21 protein-coding genes are annotated in these 20,934 nt (G+C 68.3%); 17 read left to right on the plus strand and 4 right to left on the minus strand.

Going from position 1 to position 20,934, the window contains the following annotated elements:
• Window positions 1-5: 5 nt before the first annotated feature.
• The 7 genes from ACQ754_RS11865 to ACQ754_RS11895 all read left to right on the plus strand — a co-directional run bounded on the left by ACQ754_RS11865 (window position 6) and on the right by ACQ754_RS11895 (window position 8,533).
• Window positions 6-497 carry an aromatic-ring-hydroxylating dioxygenase subunit beta gene (locus ACQ754_RS11865; RefSeq protein WP_440997245.1) on the plus strand — a complete coding sequence of 164 codons (492 nt, stop codon included), beginning with the start codon at window positions 6-8 and terminating at the stop codon, window positions 495-497.
• A 12-nt stretch (window positions 498-509) separates the two neighbouring features.
• Complete coding sequence (locus ACQ754_RS11870) at window positions 510-2,129, plus strand: AMP-binding protein (protein WP_440997246.1); 1,620 nt, start codon at window positions 510-512, stop codon at window positions 2,127-2,129.
• A 10-nt stretch (window positions 2,130-2,139) separates the two neighbouring features.
• Window positions 2,140-3,306, plus strand: a complete 1,167-nt coding sequence (locus ACQ754_RS11875) for a thiolase family protein (RefSeq protein ID WP_440997247.1) — start codon at window positions 2,140-2,142, stop codon at window positions 3,304-3,306.
• On the plus strand, window positions 3,303-4,448 hold the full coding sequence (locus ACQ754_RS11880; protein WP_440997248.1) for an OB-fold domain-containing protein: 1,146 nt from the start codon (window positions 3,303-3,305) through the stop codon (window positions 4,446-4,448). The genes ACQ754_RS11875 and ACQ754_RS11880 overlap by 4 nt, the downstream gene beginning before the upstream one ends.
• Window positions 4,445-5,173, plus strand: coding sequence for an SDR family oxidoreductase (locus ACQ754_RS11885; RefSeq protein ID WP_440997249.1), 729 nt, complete (start codon window positions 4,445-4,447; stop codon window positions 5,171-5,173). The genes ACQ754_RS11880 and ACQ754_RS11885 overlap by 4 nt, the downstream gene beginning before the upstream one ends.
• 88 nt (window positions 5,174-5,261) lie before the next feature.
• Entirely contained in the window at window positions 5,262-6,251 is a 990-nt protein-coding gene (locus ACQ754_RS11890; protein WP_440997250.1) for a helix-turn-helix domain-containing protein, read from the plus strand.
• A 98-nt stretch (window positions 6,252-6,349) separates the two neighbouring features.
• A complete protein-coding gene (locus ACQ754_RS11895) occupies window positions 6,350-8,533 on the plus strand; it encodes a BTAD domain-containing putative transcriptional regulator (RefSeq protein ID WP_440997251.1) in 2,184 nt (727 codons plus the stop codon).
• 18 nt (window positions 8,534-8,551) lie between these two features.
• Here ACQ754_RS11895 and ACQ754_RS11900 read toward each other — a convergent pair whose 3' ends face one another.
• Entirely contained in the window at window positions 8,552-9,040 is a 489-nt protein-coding gene (locus tag ACQ754_RS11900; protein WP_440997252.1) for a MarR family winged helix-turn-helix transcriptional regulator, read from the minus strand.
• Between the two features lie 202 nt (window positions 9,041-9,242).
• Between ACQ754_RS11900 and ACQ754_RS11905 the strand changes: the two genes are divergently transcribed.
• From ACQ754_RS11905 to ACQ754_RS11940, 8 genes are all read left to right on the plus strand, one after another.
• The gene (locus ACQ754_RS11905) at window positions 9,243-10,424 is read left to right on the plus strand and encodes an acyl-CoA dehydrogenase (RefSeq protein WP_440997253.1); all 1,182 of its coding nucleotides are present in this window, start codon (window positions 9,243-9,245) and stop codon (window positions 10,422-10,424) included.
• A 174-nt stretch (window positions 10,425-10,598) separates the two neighbouring features.
• Window positions 10,599-11,840, plus strand: a complete 1,242-nt coding sequence (locus ACQ754_RS11910; protein WP_440997254.1) for a CaiB/BaiF CoA transferase family protein — start codon at window positions 10,599-10,601, stop codon at window positions 11,838-11,840.
• Between the two features lie 67 nt (window positions 11,841-11,907).
• Window positions 11,908-13,068 (plus strand): patatin-like phospholipase family protein, encoded by a 1,161-nt coding sequence (locus ACQ754_RS11915; RefSeq protein WP_440997255.1) that lies wholly within the window; start codon window positions 11,908-11,910, stop codon window positions 13,066-13,068.
• A gap of 58 nt (window positions 13,069-13,126) precedes the next feature.
• Window positions 13,127-13,339: a type II toxin-antitoxin system HicB family antitoxin gene (locus tag ACQ754_RS11920; RefSeq protein ID WP_440997256.1), complete on the plus strand. Its 213-nt coding sequence runs from the start codon at window positions 13,127-13,129 to the stop codon at window positions 13,337-13,339.
• Window positions 13,340-13,773: 434 nt separating this feature from the next.
• Entirely contained in the window at window positions 13,774-14,013 is a 240-nt protein-coding gene (locus tag ACQ754_RS11925) for a hypothetical protein (RefSeq protein WP_440997257.1), read from the plus strand.
• A gap of 48 nt (window positions 14,014-14,061) precedes the next feature.
• Entirely contained in the window at window positions 14,062-14,301 is a 240-nt protein-coding gene (locus tag ACQ754_RS11930; RefSeq protein ID WP_440997258.1) for a DUF4160 domain-containing protein, read from the plus strand.
• Window positions 14,261-14,527: a DUF2442 domain-containing protein gene (locus ACQ754_RS11935; protein ID WP_440997259.1), complete on the plus strand. Its 267-nt coding sequence runs from the start codon at window positions 14,261-14,263 to the stop codon at window positions 14,525-14,527. Before ACQ754_RS11930 ends, ACQ754_RS11935 begins: the two co-directional genes overlap by 41 nt.
• A gap of 85 nt (window positions 14,528-14,612) precedes the next feature.
• On the plus strand, window positions 14,613-15,242 hold the full coding sequence (locus ACQ754_RS11940) for a DUF429 domain-containing protein (protein ID WP_440997260.1): 630 nt from the start codon (window positions 14,613-14,615) through the stop codon (window positions 15,240-15,242).
• Between the two features lie 273 nt (window positions 15,243-15,515).
• Here the strand turns inward: ACQ754_RS11940 and ACQ754_RS11945 are convergent, their stop codons facing one another.
• From ACQ754_RS11945 to ACQ754_RS11955, 3 genes are all read right to left on the minus strand, one after another.
• Window positions 15,516-17,972 (minus strand): DNA/RNA helicase domain-containing protein, encoded by a 2,457-nt coding sequence (locus ACQ754_RS11945; RefSeq protein ID WP_440997261.1) that lies wholly within the window; start codon window positions 17,970-17,972, stop codon window positions 15,516-15,518.
• Window positions 17,973-17,981: 9 nt separating this feature from the next.
• Window positions 17,982-18,341 (minus strand): nucleotide pyrophosphohydrolase, encoded by a 360-nt coding sequence (locus tag ACQ754_RS11950; RefSeq protein ID WP_440997262.1) that lies wholly within the window; start codon window positions 18,339-18,341, stop codon window positions 17,982-17,984.
• Between the two features lie 547 nt (window positions 18,342-18,888).
• A complete protein-coding gene (locus ACQ754_RS11955; RefSeq protein WP_440997263.1) occupies window positions 18,889-19,809 on the minus strand; it encodes a LysR family transcriptional regulator in 921 nt (306 codons plus the stop codon).
• Between the two features lie 136 nt (window positions 19,810-19,945).
• On the opposite strand from ACQ754_RS11955, the gene ACQ754_RS11960 reads away from it, so the two are divergent.
• Together ACQ754_RS11960 and ACQ754_RS11965 are read left to right on the plus strand one after the other, a co-directional pair.
• Entirely contained in the window at window positions 19,946-20,380 is a 435-nt protein-coding gene (locus ACQ754_RS11960) for a DoxX family protein (protein ID WP_440997264.1), read from the plus strand.
• 16 nt (window positions 20,381-20,396) lie between these two features.
• On the plus strand, window positions 20,397-20,894 hold the full coding sequence (locus ACQ754_RS11965; RefSeq protein WP_440997265.1) for a hypothetical protein: 498 nt from the start codon (window positions 20,397-20,399) through the stop codon (window positions 20,892-20,894).
• Window positions 20,895-20,934 lie beyond the last annotated feature (40 nt).

Consider the following 20,934-nt stretch of genomic DNA (forward strand, 5'->3'; position numbering starts at 1 on the left):
GCGTGATGAGCGAACACTACACACCCAGCGACCAGGAGCTCGTGGACTTCGTCTACCACGAGGCACGGCTGCTCGACGAGAAGCGCTACGAGGAGTGGGAGGCGCTGTTCACCGAGGACGGGGTGTACTGGATCCCCCTGGAGCATGACCAGCGCGATCCGGATCACCACACCTCCCTGGTCTATGACGACCGGCTGCTCATGCAGGTCCGCCTCGGCCGAATGAAGAGCCCGCGGGCCTTCTCCCTGCGGCCGACGGTGCGCGGTCACCATCTGCTCGCCCAGCCCCGGATCGAGCGCCGCGACCCGGAGACCGGTGAGTACGTCCTGCGCACGGACTTCCACTACACGGAGGCCAAGGGCGACGACGTGCTGCGTTACGCGGCGACGGCCTATCACCATCTCAGCGCCAACGGCGAGGGGCTTCGCATGCGCATGAAGCGGGTCAACCTGCTCAACTGCGACGCCAGCCACCCGGCGGTGCAGCTGTATCTGTAGGCGGAGGTGCCCGTGAGCCGTGCCAATACCGTCTGGGAGGCGTTCCGCGACGCTGCGGAAAGCTTCCCGGACCACCCCTTCCTGGAGGTCCTGCCGGAGACCGCCGCCATCTACGGCATCGAGCCCGGTGAGCGGACCTATGCGGAGGTCTGCCGGGAGGTCGACGCCCTGGCGGGGGCCTTCCGGGACGCCGGCTACGGCCCCGGGTTGCGGGCGGGGCTGCTGCTGGAGAACCGGCCGTCCTTCCTCACCCACTGGTTCGCCCTCAACCGCCTGGGCGTCAGCGTGGTGCCCATTAGCGCGGAGATGCGCGCCGCGGAGCTGGAGTACCTGTGTGGGCACAGCGAGATCGCCCTGGCGGTGACGCTGCCCGGGCGCGCCGACGACCTGCGCGCCGCCGCCGAGCGCGCCGGTACCCGGCTCGCCGTGATGAGCCCGGGCGAGGCAGTGCCGCCGTCGCCGCGGGAGGCCGCGGCGACGGGGCTCGACCGGGACAGCGAGTGCGCCCTGCTCTACACCTCGGGGACCACCGGCCGGCCCAAGGGCTGTGTGCTGCCCAACCAGTACTTCCTCGGCGCCGGGGAGTGGTATGCGGGCCTGGGCGGCCTCGCCACCCTCCAGGAGGGCCGCGAGCGCATGCTCACCCCGCTGCCGGTGAACCACATGAACGCCATGGCCTTCTCCACCCTGGCCATGGTCGTGACCGGTGGTTGCCTGATCCTGCTGGACCGCTTCCATCCCCGGAGCTGGTGGGACAGCGTGCGCGAGAGCCGGGCCACGGTGGTCCACTACCTGGGGGTCATGCCGGCGATGCTGCTGGCCGCTGAGCCCTCCGCCGCGGACCGGGAGCACCACGTACGCTTCGGCTTCGGTGCCGGCGTGGACAAGCGCCACCATGCCGCCTTCGAGGAGCGCTTCGGCTTCCCACTACTGGAGGCCTGGGCGATGACCGAGACCGGCCCCGGTGCGGCGATCATCGCGAATCACGAGCCCCGGCACGTGGGCACGTCCTGCTTCGGCCGGCCGGGGCCAGCGGTGGAGCTGCGCCTGGTGGGTGACGACGGCCGTGACGTCGCCGACGGCGAGCCCGGCGAGCTGTGGGTCCGTGCCGCCGGCGACGATCCTGCCCACGGCTTCTTCCGGGAGTATCTCAAGAACGCCGAGGCCACCGCCGAGGTCTGGGCGGGCGGCTGGTTCCACACCGGCGACGTGGTACGCCGCGGGCCCGACGGCTCCCTGCACTTCGTCGACCGCAAGAAGAACGTCATCCGCCGCAGCGGCGAGAACATCTCCGCGATGGAGGTGGAGAGCGTGCTCCAGCAGCACCCGCTGGTCCACCAGGTGGCCGTGGGCGCGGTGCCGGACGAGGTCCGCGGCGACGAGGTGATCGCCTGCGTGGTGACCGCCGAGCCGGTGCCGGCGGATCAGCGCGAGGCGCGCGCCGCCGCCATCGTGGACTACTGCCTGGATCAGCTGGCCTACTACAAGGCGCCGGGCTACGTGGCCTTCGTAGACGCCCTGCCGCTGACGCCCACCCAGAAGGTGCAGCGCGGCGAGCTCAAGGGCCTGGTGCGGGACCTGCCCGGCCAGCCCTGCTGCATGGACACCCGCAGCCTGAAGAAGCGGCGGTGAGGAGGCGCGCATGAGCATGGGCTACGACGGCGTCGCGGTGGCGGTGCCGGTGAGCTGGGGCTACACCAAGCGCTCCAATCACGGGGCGGCGTATTTCCTTTCCGGGGCGCTGCGCGAGCTCCTGGCGCGCAGCGGCCTGGGCAAGGCCGAGGTGGACGGCCTCGCCGTCTCCAGCTTCACCCTCGCCCCGGACACCGCCGTGGGCTTCACCCAGTACGCCGGCCTCTCGCCCCGCTGGCTGGAGCATATCCCCACCGGCGGCGCCTGCGGCGTGGTAGCGCTGCGGCGCGCGGCCCGGGCGGTGCAGTGCGGTGACGCGGAGGTGGTGGCCTGCCTCGCTGGCGATACCGCGAACTTCGGCAGTTTCCGCGGGCTCATGCAGAACTTCTCGACCATGAGCCGGGACTTCGTCTACCCCCACGGCGCCGGCGGCCCCAACGCGAGCTTTGCCCTCATCGCCGATCACTACATGCGTGAGTTCGGGGCCACGCGGGAGGACTTCGGGCGGGTCGCGGTGAGCCAGCGAGCCAATGCCGCGGAGGTGCCCCACGCCCTGCTGCGGCGTCCCCTGAGCCTGGAGGATTACCTCAGGGCGCGGCCGGTGGCCGAGCCCATTCACCTGCTCGACTGCGTGATGCCCTGCGCAGGGGCGGAGGCCTTCCTGGTAATGACCACGGAGCGGGCCCGCGCCCTGGGCCTGGCCCATGCCCGGGTGCTCGGCACCATCGAGCGCCACAACGCCTTCCCCGAGGATCCGGTGCAGTACCGCGGCGGCTGGCTCTACGACCGCGACGCCCTCTACGAGCAGGCCGGCCTCGGCCCCTCGGACATGGATTTCCTGGAGACCTACGACGACTACCCGGTGATCTCGATGATGCAGATCGAAGACCTCGGCTTCTGCGGCAAAGGCGAGGGGCCGGCCTTCGTGCGCGCTCGCGACCTCACCGCCGCCGGGGATTTCCCGCACAACACCTGCGGTGGCCAGCTCTCGGTGGGCCAGGCCGGTGCCGCGGGGGGCTACCTCGGCCTGGTGGAGGGGCTGCGCCAGCTCACCGGCCAGGCACTGGGCACACCCGTAGAAGGCGCGCGGCACGGGCTGGTGAGCGGCTTCGGCATGATCAACTATGACCGCGGTCTTTGCACCGCCGCGGCCGTACTGGGGGAGGGCGGGGCATGAGCGGTCTCCTGCCACCGCGCCAGCGCGGCCCGCTGGGCCGGCGCCTAACCGCCGGCGCCGCCCGCGGGCGCCTGGAGCTGCCGGTCTGCCGGTCCTGCGGGTGGCTCTCCTACCCGCCCCGGGAGGTCTGCGGCCGCTGCCTCGCCGATGCCCTCGAATGGCGGGCCGTGCCCGGGACGGGGACGCTGCTGGCGGCGACACGTCTGCACCACAGCAACGAGCCCTATTTCGCCACCCGACTTCCATTCCGTGTGGGCACCGTCGCCCTGGCGGAGGGCGCCCAGGCGCTCTGCCATCTGGCGGGGCCGGTGGCCCCCGGCGAGGCCGTCACGGTCCGCGCCGTGCTGGACCGCGGCGGCGAGGGGGTGCTGGTGGCCCATGCCCGAGATCACGACGACGACCCGGAGGTCCGTGCCGACATGAACGCCTTCACCTTTCCATCCCAGGGGCGGCGGATCGCCGTGTATGCCGCCGTGCCGGAGCTCGGCCGGACCATCGGCGAGGCCCTGCTCGCCGCCGGGGCCTCGGTGGTCCACCTGGAGGCCGGCGGCGTCGCCGTGGAACCGGCGGAGGGGGCGGAGCTCGCCGCCCTCGGTGACCTGCGGGACACTGCCGCGGCGCGGGCGGCCGTCGGCGACGTGGATGCCCTGGTCCTGGCGGTTGCGGGTGCCGGTGGTGATGCTTCCCTGGAGACCCTCGCCGAAGCCGGTGGTCGTGCGGCCTCGGAGGCGGCGGTGCACACGCCGCTGGCCCTGGCGGACGCGTTGCGCGACCCCCTCGCGGACCGGGGCGGCGCTGTCGTGCAGCTCGCCTCGATCTTCGGCCGAGCCCATCTGCCGGCCCTGGGGCGGGAGTCCGCGGTCCAGGCCATGGCCCTGTCCGCTGGCGAGGGGCTGCGGGCGCGGTGTCATGCCTGTGGCGTGCGGGTGCTCACGGTCTTCGCCGGGCCGTATGGCGGTCCCGCGGACCTCCCGCTGCCGGCGGCGCCGGCGCGTCTCGCCCGTGGCGTGGTTGCCGCCCTGGAGGCGGGGGTCGAGGAGAGCGCCGCCGACCCGGCGGCGGAGGACATACTGGCGAGGTGGCGGGAAGAGCCGAAGGTGCTCGAGCGCGAGCTCGCCGCGATGGGGGAGGAAGCGAAATGAACGAGTCCGTGGCCGTCGTCACCGGCGGTAGCGCCGGCATCGGCCGGGCCATCTGCGCCGAGCTCCTGGAGGGGGGCTACCGTGTGGTCTCCCTGGCCCGGCGGGCCAGCGACATCGACCATCCGCGCCTGGAGAACGTCTCCGTGGACCTCATGGACACCGCGGCCACCGAGCAGGCGGCCGGCGACGTGGCGGCGCGGTATCCGGTCACCACCGTGGTGCACAACGCCGGCGTGATCCGCGCCGCCCTGCTCGAGGAGGTGGACGTCCAGGACCTGGACGCCCTCACCCATCTCCACCTCGGTGCCGCCATCACGCTGGTGCAGGCGGCACTGCCGGGCATGCGCGAGCGCGGCTTCGGCCGGGTGGTGCTGCTCTCCTCGCGGGCCGCCCAGGGCTTGCAGACCCGCACCTCCTACTCGGCCACCAAGGCGGGCATGATCGGCATGGCCCGCACCTGGGCGCTGGAGCTCGCCCCCGCGGGGGTGACGGTGAACGTGGTGGCGCCGGGGCCGGTGCGCAGCACGGACATGTTCCACGGCGTGGTCCCGGCCGGCAGCGACAAGGAGGCGCAGCTGGCCGCCGGGGTGCCGGTGGGCCGTCTCGGCGAGCCGGCGGACGTGGCCCGGGCCGTGGCCTTCCTCGCCGCGCCGGAGAACGGCTTCATCACCGGACAGACCCTCTACGTCTGCGGCGGCACCAGTCTCGGCGGCCTCTCCCTCTAAGGTGTCCCCGACGCTGGCCGGTAACGCCGTTGCCCGGCGAGCTGGTATCTTTCCCGAAAAGGGTACGGTACGCAGAGGGGGAGAGCCCGTGAGTGACGACGGGGTGTTGCCACCGGAGCGCAGCCCGGTGCCGTGGCCGGATGACGGGGAGCGCCGGGGCATCGATCCCCGGGTCCGGACGGCGATCCGGCGGATCGAGGAGGCCATGCATGCGGTCCAGATGCCGGAGTCCGATGCCATCCTGATCGAGGAGCTGGCGGCGGAGGCCGCACTCAGCCGTTCCCAGCTGCAAAAGCTCTTCCGCGAGGAAGTGGGTGAGCCCATCGGCCGTTATGTGGCGCGGATACGCCTGGAGGCGGCGGCGCAGCGTCTCCTCTATAGCCATGAACCGCTGATGGATGTCGCCATCAACGTCGGTTATGGCTCGCAACAGGCCTTCTCGCGGGCGTTCGTCCGGCAGTTCGGCGTCACCCCCCAGGCCCTGCGCGCCACCAAGGGGCCGATGGTGGACACGGAATGGGGCGACCTCATCCGGGAGGATCCGGACTATGGCCGGGAGGTGGAGGTAGAGATCCACCGCCTCCCTGCCATCCCCGTGCGGGCGGTCCGCTTCCATGGCCCGTACTACCGTGTGCCCGCCCGCTGGGTGGAGTTCTCCACCCTGCTGCGCCGGGATTTCCCTGCCCTGCTGTCCGCGCCATGGGTGGGGCTGGTCTATGACGATCCCCGGCTGACGCCGCCGGAGCGGATCCGCTACGACTGCAGCGTCCGCCTGGACGGGGGAGGCGGTCCTGTCAGCCGCCAGCAGGCAGCGACCGGGCCGGCATCAACGGAGGAGGGTGCAGGTGATCCCGCCGCGGGATGGTTCCATTTCACCACTGCGGCGGGGCGCTACGCCTGCGCCCGCGCCCCCATCGGCTTGATCGAGATGGGCCGGCTGTTCGCCGGTATGCTCGCCCACTGGTTCCCGTACTCCGGCGAGCGGATCATCGCCGCCCCTTCACTGATGCTCTACGGCCATGGCCCCACGGGGGAGGACGACCCCGGGGGCATGTGGCTGTGCATCGGGCTGGAGTAACGGCCCCGGCGGATCGGATTTTCGGTTAAAACCGCCGCGGCGCAGGCCCCTAGAATCCCTTTCGTTCCCGGTTTCCTGCGGGATCGAGAGGGGGAGGCATGGTTCGTACGGGCGATACCCAAGGCGGTGTTCTGGAGATCCGGCTGCTCGGGGCGCCATTGCTGCGCTACGGCGGCGAGGAGGTCACCCACCGGCTGCGCTGCCGGCGCGCCCTGGACCTACTGGCGTTTCTTGCCGTGGGGCGTGACCGGCGGCACGGCCGCCCGGAGCTGGCGCGTATATTCTGGCCGAACTTGGATCCCGCCGCCGCGCGTGCCAACTTGCGGCAAGTGGTGCTCGAGTTGCGGCGCTTCTTCGAGGCCACAGTCGGTGGCGATGTCCTGCACGCCTCGCGCACCGAACTGGCGCTGCTCCCGCGCCCGGGATTGTGCCTGGACCTGCCTCCCTTCGAGGACGGCTGTCCAGCCGATGAGGATGCAGTGGCCTGGTTCGACGCCCTCTGGCGTGGCCCGTTGCTGGACATGCCCCTCGCCTCGGCCGATGACGGACCGTTTGCGCGATGGCTGGGCGCCCAGCGCCAGGAGCAACGCGCGCGCGCCGCCCGGGTCCTGGAGGCCCGCGCCGAATGGCTGGAGGCCCACGGCAGGCTGACTGCGGCGGTGGACGCTGCCCGGCGGCTGCTGCGGCTGTACCCCCTGGACGAGTCCAGCCACCAGTGGATCATGCGCCTCCTCGCCGAGGACGGCTCACCGGGCCGTGCCCTGCGCCACTATGAACGGTACCGCCGGAAACTGGCCACAGAGGCCGGCGACGAGCCGGGCGCGGAGATCCAGCGCCTGGCCCGTTCCCTGGCCGAGGCCCCAGTCGCCGCGGTCCCGGGGGCGCTCTCCGAGGCGACGGAACGCCGTGAGTGGCGCCTACTCACCTGCCTGTGCTGCGAGTTCATCGCGGTTACGCCGGTGGCGGGCGACGTGGACGAGGAATGCCTGGCCGAGGCACTGGAGCAGGCCGGCCGACAGGTGGTGGAGGCCATCCGGCGCCGGCGTGGATTGGTGGATGCCCGTTCACCGGACGGGGTGATCGCCTACTTCGGCTTCCCCCTGGCGGGGGAGCGGGCGGTGCTGGAGGCGGCCGAGGCGGCCCGGGAGATCGTCATCACCCTGGACGGGGCGGTGCGCGCCCGCATCGGGTTGCATTCGGGGACATTCCTCGCCGATTTCGGGCGGGGCGTGCCCGATGTGCTCGGCCAGGGTCCCAAAGCGGCCAGCCGGGTCCGCGACCAGGCCGACGCCGGCGGGGTCACCCTCGATGAGCCCTCCTGGGAGGGCGTCCGGGGGGTGCTCACCGGCGAGCGCGTCGCTGCGGCGGACGCCGGTACCCTCTGGCGTCTGCGGCCACAGGAGGCCGGCGGGCCGGCGGCCGCACCACCGGCGGTGGGAGGCGGCCCCGGCATCGGCCCCACGCGCACGGTAATGCGTATCCACGCCGAGCTGGACGCGCTGGACACGGGCGCGGGGGTGTTCCAGGCGGCCTCGGTGCTCAATGGTGCATTCCCCCGTGAACGCCTTGCCGCCATCGCGCCGCCGGGGGTGCCCCTGGATGCCGTGCTGCAGCGCCTGGTGGAACGGGGCCTACTCCAGTGTGACCGTGGTTGGTATCGCTTCCACCGGGAGGAGGTCCGCGACATCGTCTATGCCACCCTTACCCGCCGGCGTCGCAGTGCCCTCCATACGGCGGCAGCACACGCCCTGCTCGAGGACGACGAGGCCCGCGACCGTGAGCCGGCGACGATCGCCGGACACCTGGAGGCGGCCGGCGACCTGGGCTTCGCCATCCGCTGGTGGCACCAGGCCGGACGGCTGGCAGTGCGTGGCGCTGCCCTCGAGGAGGCCGTTAACCACTTCCAGCGGGCCCTGGAGCTGGCGCGCGGGAACGGCCTGCCGGCGGCACGGTGGCAAGAGCTGGCCCTGGACGCCGCCGAGGGCATGCTCCTCGCCCGCGGCGATGCCTCTCCGTCCGCCCGGCGGCTGCTGCGGCAGGTGATGGAGCTGGCTGAGACGACGGGCGACGGCGAGGCACGCGACCGCGCCCTCTGCTGGCTCTGGTTGGCCGACGGTGCGGAGTCGGCCCGTGGTTGGGGGAATACGCCGTCAGGGGAGCGGGCGCTGTCGCTGGTGCTGGAACGGGCAGGGGAGCTCGCGGCGCCGCCACTGCGGCGGCGGGCGCAGAGGTTGCTGTCGGGCCGGGCGGACCCGTGGCCCCGCTTGGAAAGCGCCGGTTGAGGGCGCCGGCCCGTGGGCTCAGGCCACCTCGGCGACGCTGAGGCGGTGCTTCAGGGCCTGTTTCATCCGGGCCATCATCCGGTTGAGCTCGTCGACCTCCTCGTCGCTGAGCTCCTCGAAGAGCTCCACCAGCCAGGCCTCGTGGGCTCGGGCCATCTCGTCGAACTCGGCGCGGCCCTTGTCGCTGAGCTCCACCCACTGGACTCGGCGGTCCTCCGGGCAGGGCTGGCGGGTGACGTAGCCGCTGCGCACCAGCCGGTCCACCAGGCCGGTGACGTTGCCGCTGGAGACCAGCAGCAGCCGCGAGAGCTCCGACATGGTCTGCGGCCGGCCGGCGCGCTCGAGCTCCGCGAGCACGTCGAACTGGGGCAGGGTGATGGTGAAGTGCTCCCGGAAGCGGCTCCGCAGCTGCTGCTCCACCAAGCCCACCGTGGGCAGCATGCGCAACCACAGGCGCAGGACCTTCTTGTTGCGGGTATCGGGGCTACCGGCCTTGCTATCGGTCATCTGCGTCCATTGCCTCCCTGACTCGTCGGTGTAGGGTACCCGGTACGGTATTTTATGTCTAAGTATTTCAAACGCGCCGCATATCCGCGCGGGATGCCCCGATGGGATAGGGAAAAGTGATCGCTACCAGTCCGGCCCCATTTTTCCCAAATGACCCGGCGGCTGCCAGACTACCCACAGACGTGCCCGTAGGAGGACAGCAATGAGCAACTTCGTCTGGGAAGACCCGTTTCTTCTCGATCAACAGCTTACCGAAGAAGAGCGCATGGCCCGCGAGGCGGCCCGGGAGTACTGCCAGGAGCGCCTCCAGCCCCGCGTTCTCACCGCCTATCGGGAGGAGCGCTTCGACCGCGAGATCCTCACCGAGATGGGGGATCTCGGCCTGCTCGGCCCCACCATCCCCGAGGCCTACGGCGGCCCGGGCATGAGCCACGTGGCCTACGGGCTCATCGCCCGGGAGGTGGAACGGGTGGACTCCGGCTACCGCTCGGCGATGAGCGTGCAGAGCTCGCTGGTGATGCACCCCATCCACGCCTACGGCAGCGAGGACCAGAAGCGGAACTACCTGCCCAAGCTTGCCACCGGTGAGATGGTGGGCTGCTTCGGCCTCACCGAGCCGGACCACGGCTCCGACCCCGGCGGCATGAAGACCCGGGCCCGCGCCGTGGACGGCGGTTATCGGCTGACCGGCCAGAAGATGTGGATCACCAACAGCCCGATCGCCGATATCGCCGTGGTCTGGGCGAAGTCCGAGGCCCATGACGGCAAGATCCGTGGCTTCATCGTCGAGCGCGGCACCGAGGGCTTCGAGACCCCCACCATCCATGGGAAGCTCAGCCTCCGGGCCTCCATCACCGGCGAGATCGTCCTCGACGACGCCTTCGTGCCCGAGGAAAACCTCCTGCCCGAGGGCGTGGGCCTGGCCGGCCCGTTCGGCTGCCTGAACAAGGCCCGTTACGGCATCGCCTGGGGGGCCATGGGCTCGGCGGAGTTCTGCTGGCACGCCGCCCGACAGTACACCCTGGATCGCAAGCAGTTCGGCCGGCCCCTGGCCGCCACCCAGTTGGTGCAGAAGAAGCTCGCCGACATGCAGACGGAGATCACCCTGGGCCTGCAGGCGGCGCTGCGCGTCGGCCGGATGATGGACGAGGGGACCTGGGCGCCGGAGGCGGTGTCGCTGATCAAGCGCAACAACGTGGGCAAGGCCTTGGACGCCGCCCGCCAGGCCCGGGACATGCACGGCGGCAACGGCATCTCCGACGAGTACCACGTGATGCGCCACATGGTGAACCTGGAGACGGTGAACACCTACGAGGGCACCCATGACGTCCACGCCCTGATCCTGGGGCGGTCGCAGACGGGGATCCAGGCCTTTACCGGCTGATCGCCGGGGTCAAACCCTTCCCGTGGTAGGCGGAGGGTACTGTCGAGCGTCCAGGGACGGATTCACAGCGTGTCCCGGTCGACGTACCCGCCCCGGCCGTAAGGTTCCCTGCCGCAATGCCGGCGCACGGTGGGGGCCATCCGAGCATAGGTCATCGAAACGGAGGGCGAACGCGTGAGCGAACCGATGAAAGGCGCACTGTCCGGCATCCGCGTGCTGGATCTCTCCCGGGTGCTGGCCGGCCCCTGGTGCGGCCAGCTCCTCGCTGACCTGGGCGCCGAGGTGATCAAGATCGAACGCCCCGGCACCGGCGACGACACCCGCGGCTGGGGCCCGCCCTTCCTCACTGATCCCGCCGGCGGGCCCACCCGGGAGTCCGCCTACTACCTCTGCGCCAACCGCGGCAAGCGCTCGCTCGCCGTGGACATCGCCAGCGAGCGCGGCCAGGCCCTGATCCGCGACCTCGGCGCCCGCTCCGACGTGGTCATCGAGAACTTCAAGGTGGGCGGACTGGCCCGTTACGGGCTGGACTATGAATCCCTGCGCGGGGTGAACCCGGGCCTGGTCTATTGCTCCATTACCGGCTTTGGCCAGGACGGTCCCTACGCCGAACGGCCGGGCTATGACGTCCTCATCCAGGCCATGGGCGGGTTGATGAGTCTCACCGGCCAGCCCGAGGGCAGCCCCGGCGGCGAGCCCATGAAGACCGGCGTGGCGGTGGCGGATCTGTTCACCGGCGTCTATGCCAGCACCGCCATCCTCGCTGCCCTGCGCCACCGCGACCGCACCGGCGAGGGCCAGTACATCGACATGGCCTTGCTGGACGTCCAGGTGGCGATGCTCGCCAACCAGGCCTCCAACTACCTGGTGGGGGGCAAGGTGCCGCAGCGCGCCGGCAACGCCCACCCGAACATCGTCCCCTACCAGGTCTTCGCCACCGCCGACGGCCACATGGTGCTGGCGGTGGGCAACGACGGCCAGTTCCGGCGTTTCTGCGAGGTGGCCGGCCTGGAGGGCTACGCCGATGCCCCGACCTTCGCCACCAATGCCGCCCGCGTGGCCCACCGGGAGCAACTGGTGCCGGTGATCGCCGAGCGCATCGCCCGGGGCAGCACCACCGAATGGGTGGAGGCCCTGCAGGCCGCCGGCGTGCCCTGCGGGCCCATCAATACCATGGACGCCGTGTTCGCCGACCCCCAGGTGCAGCATCGTGGCATGCAGGTCCGGGTGCCCCACGAGAGCGCCGAGCATGTGGACCTGGTGGCCTGCCCCATCCGCATGTCCGCCACACCGCCGCGTCCGCCCCAGGCCCCGCCGCGCATCGGCGAGCACACCCGGGCCATCCTCACCGGCGAGCTGGGCCTCGACGAGGCCGCCATCGCCCGGCTGGTGGAGGCGGGCATCGTCGAGGGCTGAGCCCGCGCTGTCGCCGGCCACACCGATGTGGTAGGACTGGCCACACCCAAGGAGATCGGGAACGGCCATGGCGGGTACACGCATCGGGCTGGCACTGCAGGGCGGCGGCGCCTATGCCGCCTTCACCGCCGGCGTCCTCGCCGCGCTGACGCGCCCCGGCGGGCCCCTCCCGCCGGAGCGCATCCACGCCATTACTGGCACCTCCGGCGGCGCCCTGAACGCCTTGCTGCTTGCCCGCGCCATCCACGACGGCGCCGCGCCGCAGACCTACCTGGACGCCTTCTGGCGGCTCAACCGGATGGAGGACCTGCTCCGCGAGCGCTACGGCGCCCTGCGCTTCATCCCCGACGAGGCCATCGGCGCCCTCATCGGCCTGCACCGGCGCCTGGAGGCCCTGGGCTTGCCCAAGGCCGTGCCGCCGGGGCGCTTCCGCGGCGTCGCCATGGATATGGTGCAGGACCTCATCACCGCCGCCGCACCCGGACTGGGCGAGGCGCCCGACGCTGCCGCGCTGCCCGCCGCGCCGCCGCTGGTGACCGTCGCCGCCACGGACGTCCTCTCCGGCAAGGCCCACCTGTTCACCAGCGACCCGAAGCCGGCCCGATTGATGGCCACCCCGGACCAGGCGGAGCGCACCCATCGCCTGAGCTTGCGGGCCGTCCTCGCCTCCATGGCCCACCCCATGGTCTTCGACGCCGTGACCATCGGTGACAACGCCTACTGGGACGGCTACTACACCCGCAACCCGCCCCTGACACCCCTGCTGCGCCAGGGCTGCACGGACATCGTGCTGGTCCGCCTCATCGCCCCGGAGACCGACACCGTGCCCGAGGCCGACTCCGCCATCCGCGAGCGCGTGGAGGAGATCATCCAGAACACCACCCTGGAGCTGGAGATCGACGCCTGCCGCGGTACGGATACCGGAGCGGAACGGCCGTTCCGCCTCCACGAGATCCGCCTGCTGAAGACCGGCAACCTCTCCGACGCCGCCTACCCCCTCGCCGAGCTGGTAGATCATTTGGACGAACTCGGCCGCCGGGCAGTGGAGGACAACAACGGCTTCGCGGCCCGCTGGCCGGGAGCGGGGACTACGCGCCCGATCCTTACCACCGCGGATTTCGCCAACGGGGTTATCGGAACGGAGCAGGGGAGAGCCGTGGAAACCGAAGCGGCGGGAATCGGCGCAGCCCTGCGGCACTGGCTGGCGCGTTGGTGGGGGTCGCGATAACGTCAGGTCTCGACACCGGCCGGAGCTATACGGGTCAGGTACCGGCTGGGTGAGACCGATGCCGATTAGGTACCTGCTGATCATCTATTGGAGTGAGGACGACGGCAGTTTCATCGTGGAGGTGCCGCAGTTAGCCGGATGCATGGCCGATGGTGAGACCTATGCGCAGGCCCTCGCCAACGCTCGGCGAGTCATGGAGGAATGGATCGAAACCGCGAAGGAACTCGGACGCCCGATCCCTGAGCCAAAGGGTGGGCTGATGTACGCATAACTGTTACGAGAAAAAATAATCGAAGCCATGTGCCACCGTGGCTTCGCGCAGCACACCCGAGCGCGCCCGGGTATCGAGCGTGACGTAACCCGCGCAGAGGACCACGGGCTCCGACACCCGGCCGGGGCACGGCCGATGGCCGCGCTCGCCCCAAGGTTGGATTTCGCCATCAGGCACGCTACATTTCGCGTATTGAGCCCGGAAGGACTCGGCACATGGCTCCCAGCATCCCCCGCAGCCTCCATCATGGCCCGATGTGCGCGCATCCTCGCGCCACGCCGCAGTCGCGCCAATACAAATTCCTATCTAAAGGCGTAGCAACCTGATGGGCGGCTTCGTCCAACAGGCATTTATCCGCCATGCTGCGCCCGGCGAAGAAATGCTTCACTGTTTGTTTTATGTGTGTTTGGGCCCGATAAATGGGAGTAGTCTTCGTGGATGACGATTTCGAAGTGGAGATGAGTCCGCTAAGCCAGGGTCTGGAATCCAATGGCGAGTCTGTTCAGGTGGATATTTATCGCGGAGATCATGGCGGCTGGATCCTGGAAGTCGTGGACGAGTTTGGGAATTCGACCGTCTGGGATGATGAGTTTCCGAGCGATCATGCTGCCTTGGAGCAAGCCAAGAGAACGATAGATGAAGAGGGCATAGGGTCCTTGATTGGCATGGACTGACGGGCCCGGGCATTATTGGGCTAGATGGGTCGGCTACGGGGAGCTTGAATGAGCCCGACAGTATTCCGGGAGAAGGGCTATCGATTTTTCTTCTTCTCAAGAGAAGAGTCACGAAAGCACGTTCATGTGATTTCGGGTGACGGCGAGGCGAAGTTTTGGATAGAACCGGACATAGAATTGGCCAATAACTACGGTTATAGCCGTCAGCAACTGAAAGAGATTGAGGCACTGGTGGAGGGCCACAGAGATGAGCTTGTCAGCGCTTGGCTCCAACACTTCGGAAGTTGAAGTGACGAACATTTCCTCTCATGGCGTATGGCTTCTTGCTCACGATCATGAGCTTTTTATGCCCTACGCTGACTTCCCCTGGTTTAAGGAGCAGCCTGTTCGGGCAATTCTTAATGTTGAGGAAGTGGCACCCGGTCACTTTTACTGGCCAGACCTCGATGTAGACCTGACCGAAGAGATCATCCAACATCCAGAACGCTACCCCAATGTCGCCGGCAACACATAACCAGCGGCTCTATGGCGACCGCCTTTACGGCGCTGTGCGCCTCCAAGCCGGCATGTAAGCCTTGCCGTTGTGCCGCGGAGGGGAAATGAACCGACTCGTAGGAATTGACCTGTCCGGACCGGGAAGTGCGCAACACACCTCGGTTGCAGTCTTTCGTCGGGAGGGTGAGGGTCTGGAATTGGACGAGTTGGTGGCTGGCGCAAGCGATGCGGAGATTCTGAGGCTGGTGCCGAAGTCAGGTGTGGTCGGCTTGGACGCCCCGCTGTCTTACTCGCCAGTAGGGGGAAGTCGGGAAGGTGATGTCGGCTTGCGGAAAGCGGTTATCGGAAGTGGACTGCCTCCAGGGTCGGTGATGGCTCCGTCGGCCCCTCGGATGGTGTATCTGACACTACGTGGTGTCGCGGTAAGTAGGCTCATTGCGAAAGAACGACCAGAAGTGAACATCGTGGAGGTGCATCCGACGGCCTCCCTGGCTCTTCGGGGCGCCCCGATCGAGTTCGTGCGGAAGATGAAGAGCGACTCGCGAGCCAGACGAGGGTTGTTGGAGTGGCTTGAGACTATGGGCCTGCGGGGTGTGGGAATGCTGCCAGAGCAGAGCGACCATTCCGTCGCGGCCTGCGCTGCGGTTTTGGCTGCATGGAAATGGTACAGGAGAGAGACTGTGTGGATTCACGAGGCGGAACCGCCGCTACATCCGTACGACTTTGCATGCTGAGCGAAAAAGTGGAATAACCAGCGGTTCGAGGTGACGGTCGGCTTCGCCGCCCGCAGCGCAACCGCATCGCGTTAGCTTTCTTCTGACCTATGGGTTTTGGCGGTAATTCAGCGGAGCTCTGCGTGGTGAGTAGAATCCCGTTACTATTCCGTTTTGGATCAGGTTCACGCGTAAAAAGGGGGCAGCTGACATTTCGCGGGCGGCGGGCGCGCGTGCCACTGGGCGGGCGCTTGTATCGCAATTGGCCAAACGGTTGGTATGGCGGGCCGGGGATTATGGTTCATCAAGCGTTCCTTTGAACTCGCCTAGGACCTGCAGTTCCCCGGCCTCTGCACCTTCGAGGACGATGTCGTTGTATCCCGGTTTGGTGGTGTCGCACGCAAGAATGATGCGGGTGTGGTGCCATTGCCCGTCGGCCTCTGGCGTCTTTTCGCTGTGGTACACCTTTACGGTGAGCCCGGCGTTGCCGTCCGGATCCTGGATGTCGCGGTGATAGACGAGCATTACGCGGCCATTGCGCGAGCCGCCCGGCGTGGCGGCGAAGAGGCATAGGGAGCCGTTAGGGATGCGGCGGTTCATGGATTCGCCGATGAGTCGTGCGACAAACAGACCGGGACGGGCGCGGTAGAAGTCCGGGAGTGCGACCCAGGTGTCCGCGTCGGAGAAGGATTGCGCCTCGGTGAAACCCTCGGCGAAGCCGCCGGCGGCGGCTTCCAGGTCGATGAAAGGGAGCGCATTGTCCGCGGGCGTCAGCTCGTCAGCGGGGATGAATCTCGGCGCGTCCGGGTTGGGCGGTGGCGTTTCCGTTTCGCACTGGCGCGCGGGCGCTGGATCAGCGGTCGGCGGTGAGGGTCGAGTGGCTTCTTGGCTTACAGCCGCTGCTATGCGCCGCCGAAAGTACGCTTGGGTCTCAGGATCGGTGCAGTAGAGGAAGCACCCCTTGAGGCCCCGGCTCATCAGCGTCCGATAGGTGTTCTTGATGATCGCCTCCGCCCGGGCGTCCGCGGCCTCCGGTTCCCGCTTGCGGGCGGTCTTGTAGCCGTGGAGTGAGCGGTCGGTCCGGGCGCGCTCGGATGCTCGGGTGATGACGTGGCCATCGCGGACGATAAGGTCCGGTCCGATGATCACCCCCACGTAGTCCATTTCCAGGCCCTGCACGGTGTGGATGCACCCGATCTGGTCGATGGAGTGGGGCTTTTCCAGGTAGCGACCCTCGTCGTTGTTCAGGTTCCAGCGCATGCGGAAGCCGTGCTCGGGAAGGGTGATGTCCCAGGCGTCCGGGTCGTTCTTGCTGACCCAGTCCCAGCAATAGCCGGCCACTAGTCGGGCCTTGTGGCCCTGCTCGTGCAGGGTGAAGATGCGATCCCGCAAGGCAGTGGGGGTGTCGAACACCTCGAGGTGGTAGGCAATGCCTGAGAGGTCGTCCTGCGCCGTCTCGCGTAGCTGCAGGACATCGTCCAGCCAGGTCAGGTAGCCGTCGGAGCCGTTGCATCGGAACTGGGATTGAAGCACCGCCCGCTGGATGGTGGCCCCTTCCCGCTGCGCCCAGCGCTCGATCTCCCTGGAGGAGCCGGCGTCCTTCCAAGTCACCTGCTGGGCCTCGTCGATAAAGAAGACGCTGGTACGCGCCGCGCGGATGATTTCCCGTGTCTGGTTGGCACCGGCCTTCTGGTACTGCGACCGCTCCAGCAGTCGGTGGGCCTCGTCCACGAGCAAAACGTCCATGCTATCGCGGTCACTGTCGTCGTAGGAGGCGGAGCCCTTGAACAGGTTACTGAATCGGCTTTTGGTCATTGTACCGGTGAGCCGGGTTTCGTAGACCTGTCGTGGCGCGCGGTTTGGGGTGACGTAGTGGACCGTCCGATACCGCTGTGTGAGCTCGACCAGCAGGTTCATGGCTACCACCGACTTGCCCGTGCCCGGCCCGCCCTCGACGATGAGCACTTGCTTGTCGCTGTGCTCCGCCAGATCAGCCACTTCCAGTGCTGCCTCGTAGACGAGCTTCTGATCGTCGATCATCAGGAACTCGCGGTTGCCGCGCATCAATCTCGCTAGGGAATTGGCGAGGTCACGGGACGGGCGAATGTGGCCCTGTTCGATACGGTAGAGGACGCGGTTGTGATCGCCCTGGCATACGTGTTGCCGGATGAAGCGCCGTAGCCGGTCGACATCGTGTCGTAGAAAGGCCGGGGCGCGCTGGATGTGCTCCGCATAGTGCGGGTCCCGCACACCGGCCCCGTCCACGCAGTTATGCAGATAGGCGCAGGGCTCCAGCCGGATGCCTTCCTCCTGCACCGTGGCATTGAAGTCCTCGAGCAGGGCCGCGTAGCTCCAGGCCTGGTAGGAAGGATGGGTGGTTTCCCGGTGGGCGCCGCCGAGGAAGGTGCGGACCACCGCGTCCTTACCGGTGGGCTCCACCCGTTCCCATTGCTTGAGCTCGACGATGACACAGGCGTCGCGGTGATCTTCGTCCAGGCCGGAGACGATGATGTCCACGCGCTTGGAGGTCTGCGGAATGCGATACTCCACGGCCACACCGGCATCGTCGGGAATGGCGCCGTCCTCCAGGACGTTCTTCATGTACTGGAGGGAGACCTCCCACGAGCGGCGTTCGTTGGCGCTGACGCCACCCTGGCCCCGCCGGCGCATGGCCTCGAGGATACGCCCGGAGATCAGGTTGCTCCGGACGTCGTTGAGGAAGGTGCCCTTGTCGCTGCTGTATACCAGCATGAAGCCGGCCTAGAGTTCGTTGTACTTGCTGGAGCGCCCCCGCGCCCGGTCGATGGGATATTTCCCTGCGTTCTCCTCGATTTTGGCCCCGGCTGCGTCCATGAGGTCGATGTCCAAACGGTCAGCGAGCAGCATCAGGTAGATCTGAACGTCTGCCAATTCCCGGCGGACCTCGGCCCGCGTGGCTGAATCCAGGGTGTCGGATTCGTCGCCGCTCAGCCACTGGAAAGGTTCGACCAGCTCGCCGACCTCCGCAGTCAGCGCCATGGCGAGGTTCTTCGGCGAGTGGAACTGCGACCAGTCGCGCGCTTTAACGAAGGCGCGGAGCTCATCGAGCAGTTCCGGGTATGGGTTGGTCTTCTCGGGCATCGGCGCGCGCTGCTTGCTCGGCTTCGTTTCTTTTCCATATTACCGATGCGTTGGAGCAGTCGGAATGGAATACTGCGGGAATTCGGCCTCGGGGCTTCTTGCGGTGGTGAAACGGGTACCGCTGGCGGCGTCAGGGGTCGCGTCCGTGGTCTTTCCGCGTGTGGGAGTATCGCAGCGGTGGCGGGTTTGTCGAGACCGCGGATGGGGCGTCCTGGTAGCACGGAGGCTGACCTAGATGAGTCGGCAGATACCGAGGATTTCTTAGTAGTTCCCCAGGAGGAAAGTGCCAGGTCCGACGGCGGCTGAAACACTACCTCGGATGGCAACAAGCTCCGGGCGCCTTCCTGTTCCTGCTGTATCTGCGCCAGGAAGGCACGCGCCTGACGCTGAACGCGCAGGGGCTGCGGCGCTCACCTTGCTCATCGCCAAGAGCGCCTCGCAAGCCAAGGACTTGGTGGTCGGCCTGGCCATGGACTTGATCGCGGAAACCTCCCCGACACCAAATGAACGACCTACCCGGGGCGGAGGCGGTGCCGCTGTTCGCGAGTTAACGCGCCCCATTCTCCGAGCCACCCGCCGGATCCGTGCCCACCCCCTCGAAGAGAGCACGACGCCGCCGGAGGGCCTCCGCGGCGAAGTCCATCACCGCCTTGACGCGGCCGACAAAGCGCAGGTCCGGGTGGGTGAGCAGCCACAGCTCACTCGCCAGCTCGGGCAGGGGCGCGCCCAGCCGTCGCAGCCCGCGCTCGGCGTCGCCCAGGAACACTGGTAGCGGACAAACGCCCACGCCGGCCTTGGTTCCTTCCAAGGCGGCCATGAGGGTGTTCGCTCGGATGTGGATGCGCTCGGCTGGGACCGTGGCGGCGAGCCACCGGGTGCTCGGCAGCTGGCCAAGGCTCTCGTCGGGGGCGATCCAGTCATGCTCGGCGAGATCCATCTCAGCGGGTTTCTCGTCCAGGTAGCGCTGCGAGGCGTATAGCGCCGTGGCGACAGTGGCGACCCGTCGCCCCACCAGGGTCTCGGGTGGCGCAATGCTCGGCCGGACGGCGACGTCGGCGTCGTGGCGGGTGAGATCGAAGAAGCGGTTGGTGACCAGGAAGCGAAGCTCGATCTCGGGGTATTCGCGTCGGAACGCCGGCAGATCGCTCTGGAGGAGGCCCACGAGGGTGTCAGTGGTGGTCACGCGCACCGTGCCGCTGGGGCGAAGATCCTGCCCCGATAGGCGTCGCCCGAGCACCGCGATCTCCGCTTCCATACGCTCGGCCACGGTGCCGGCCTCCTCGCCGGCTGTCGTCGGCACGTAGCCGTCCGGGAGGCGCCGGAAGAGTTGAACACCGAGCGTGCGCTCCATGGCGTTGAGCCGCCGGAAGACCGTGGAGGGGTGTACCCCAAGGGTTTCCGCCGCGCGGGCTGCAGTCCCGGCGCGGGTGATGGCGAGCACGGTTCGCAGGTCGTCCCAGTCGAGCATGGTCGCGGCCCCATTGCACCTATGCAATTTTGTGTTTCCAGAATGCTTCTTCGCAACGCATGAAAGCAATTTCATGATGGCGCAGCCCGCCGACGATGGTGGGCCACCGACTGCAGGCGATCGAGGAGGCAACGCCATGGTTGACGAACGTTTTTCGCCCTACGCCGCGTTCCTGCTGCGGGTGGCGCTCGGGGTCATGTTTCTCGCCCACAGCGTGGTGCTCAAGCTGATGACCTTCGGGCTGCCCGGCACCGCGCAGTTCTTCGTCTCCATCGGGCTGCCCGGGTGGCTGGCGTACGTGGTCTTCGTCATGGAGGCCATCGGGGGGGCCGCCCTGGTGCTCGGCGTGCAGGCGCGCTGGGTGGCGCTGGCGCTGGCGCCCATCTTGGTGGGGGCCATCTGGCACCATTCGGGGTTCGGTTGGGTATTCGACGCGGAGGGCGGGGGCTGGGAGTACCCCCTGTATCTCACGCTGCTGTGCTTCGTCCAGGCCCTGATCGGTGACGGCCGCTGGGCGCTGAGCCCCAGTCGTTTCCCGCAACCGTTGCGGCGCCTCGCGGGCGTTGCCTGAGCGGAGGGTGAGCGCCATGGCGCGCATCAAGGCACTAATTGACGGCCGCTGGCACGGCGACATCGAGGAGACGCCGCGTGTGCTTGCTAGCCTCGGCGCGGGCGACCGCTTCCGGGACCGAGTCACCGCCGACGGTGGCCCGGGCCCGAGCGGTGAGACGGCCTGGCCCGCACGGCCCGACCGCTACCATCTGTACGTCTCCTACGCCTGTCCGTGGGCCCACCGGGCGATCCTCTACCGCCGGCTGAAGGGCCTGGAGGACGTGATCTCTTTGTCTGTACTGCACCCGCGGATGGGCGGCGAGGACGGCTGGCGCTTCGGCGACGCTCAGATGAGCACGCCGGACCACGCCAACGGCTGCCGCACCCTCTACGAGGTCTACCAGCGCGGCAAGCCGGACGCGACCACGCGGGTGACCGTCCCCATGCTCTGGGACAAACAGACCGGGCGCATCGTCAACCGCGAGTCCGGCGACATTGCGTATTCCAGTCAAGGGGAACGCAGTTCCGTCTGATGGGGAACAGTTGTCCATTTGATGGGGAACACGCTTCCAC

The sequence above is a fragment of the Arhodomonas sp. SL1 genome (assembly GCF_052060015.1).
In the GTDB taxonomy this organism is placed as follows: domain Bacteria; phylum Pseudomonadota; class Gammaproteobacteria; order Nitrococcales; family Nitrococcaceae; genus Arhodomonas.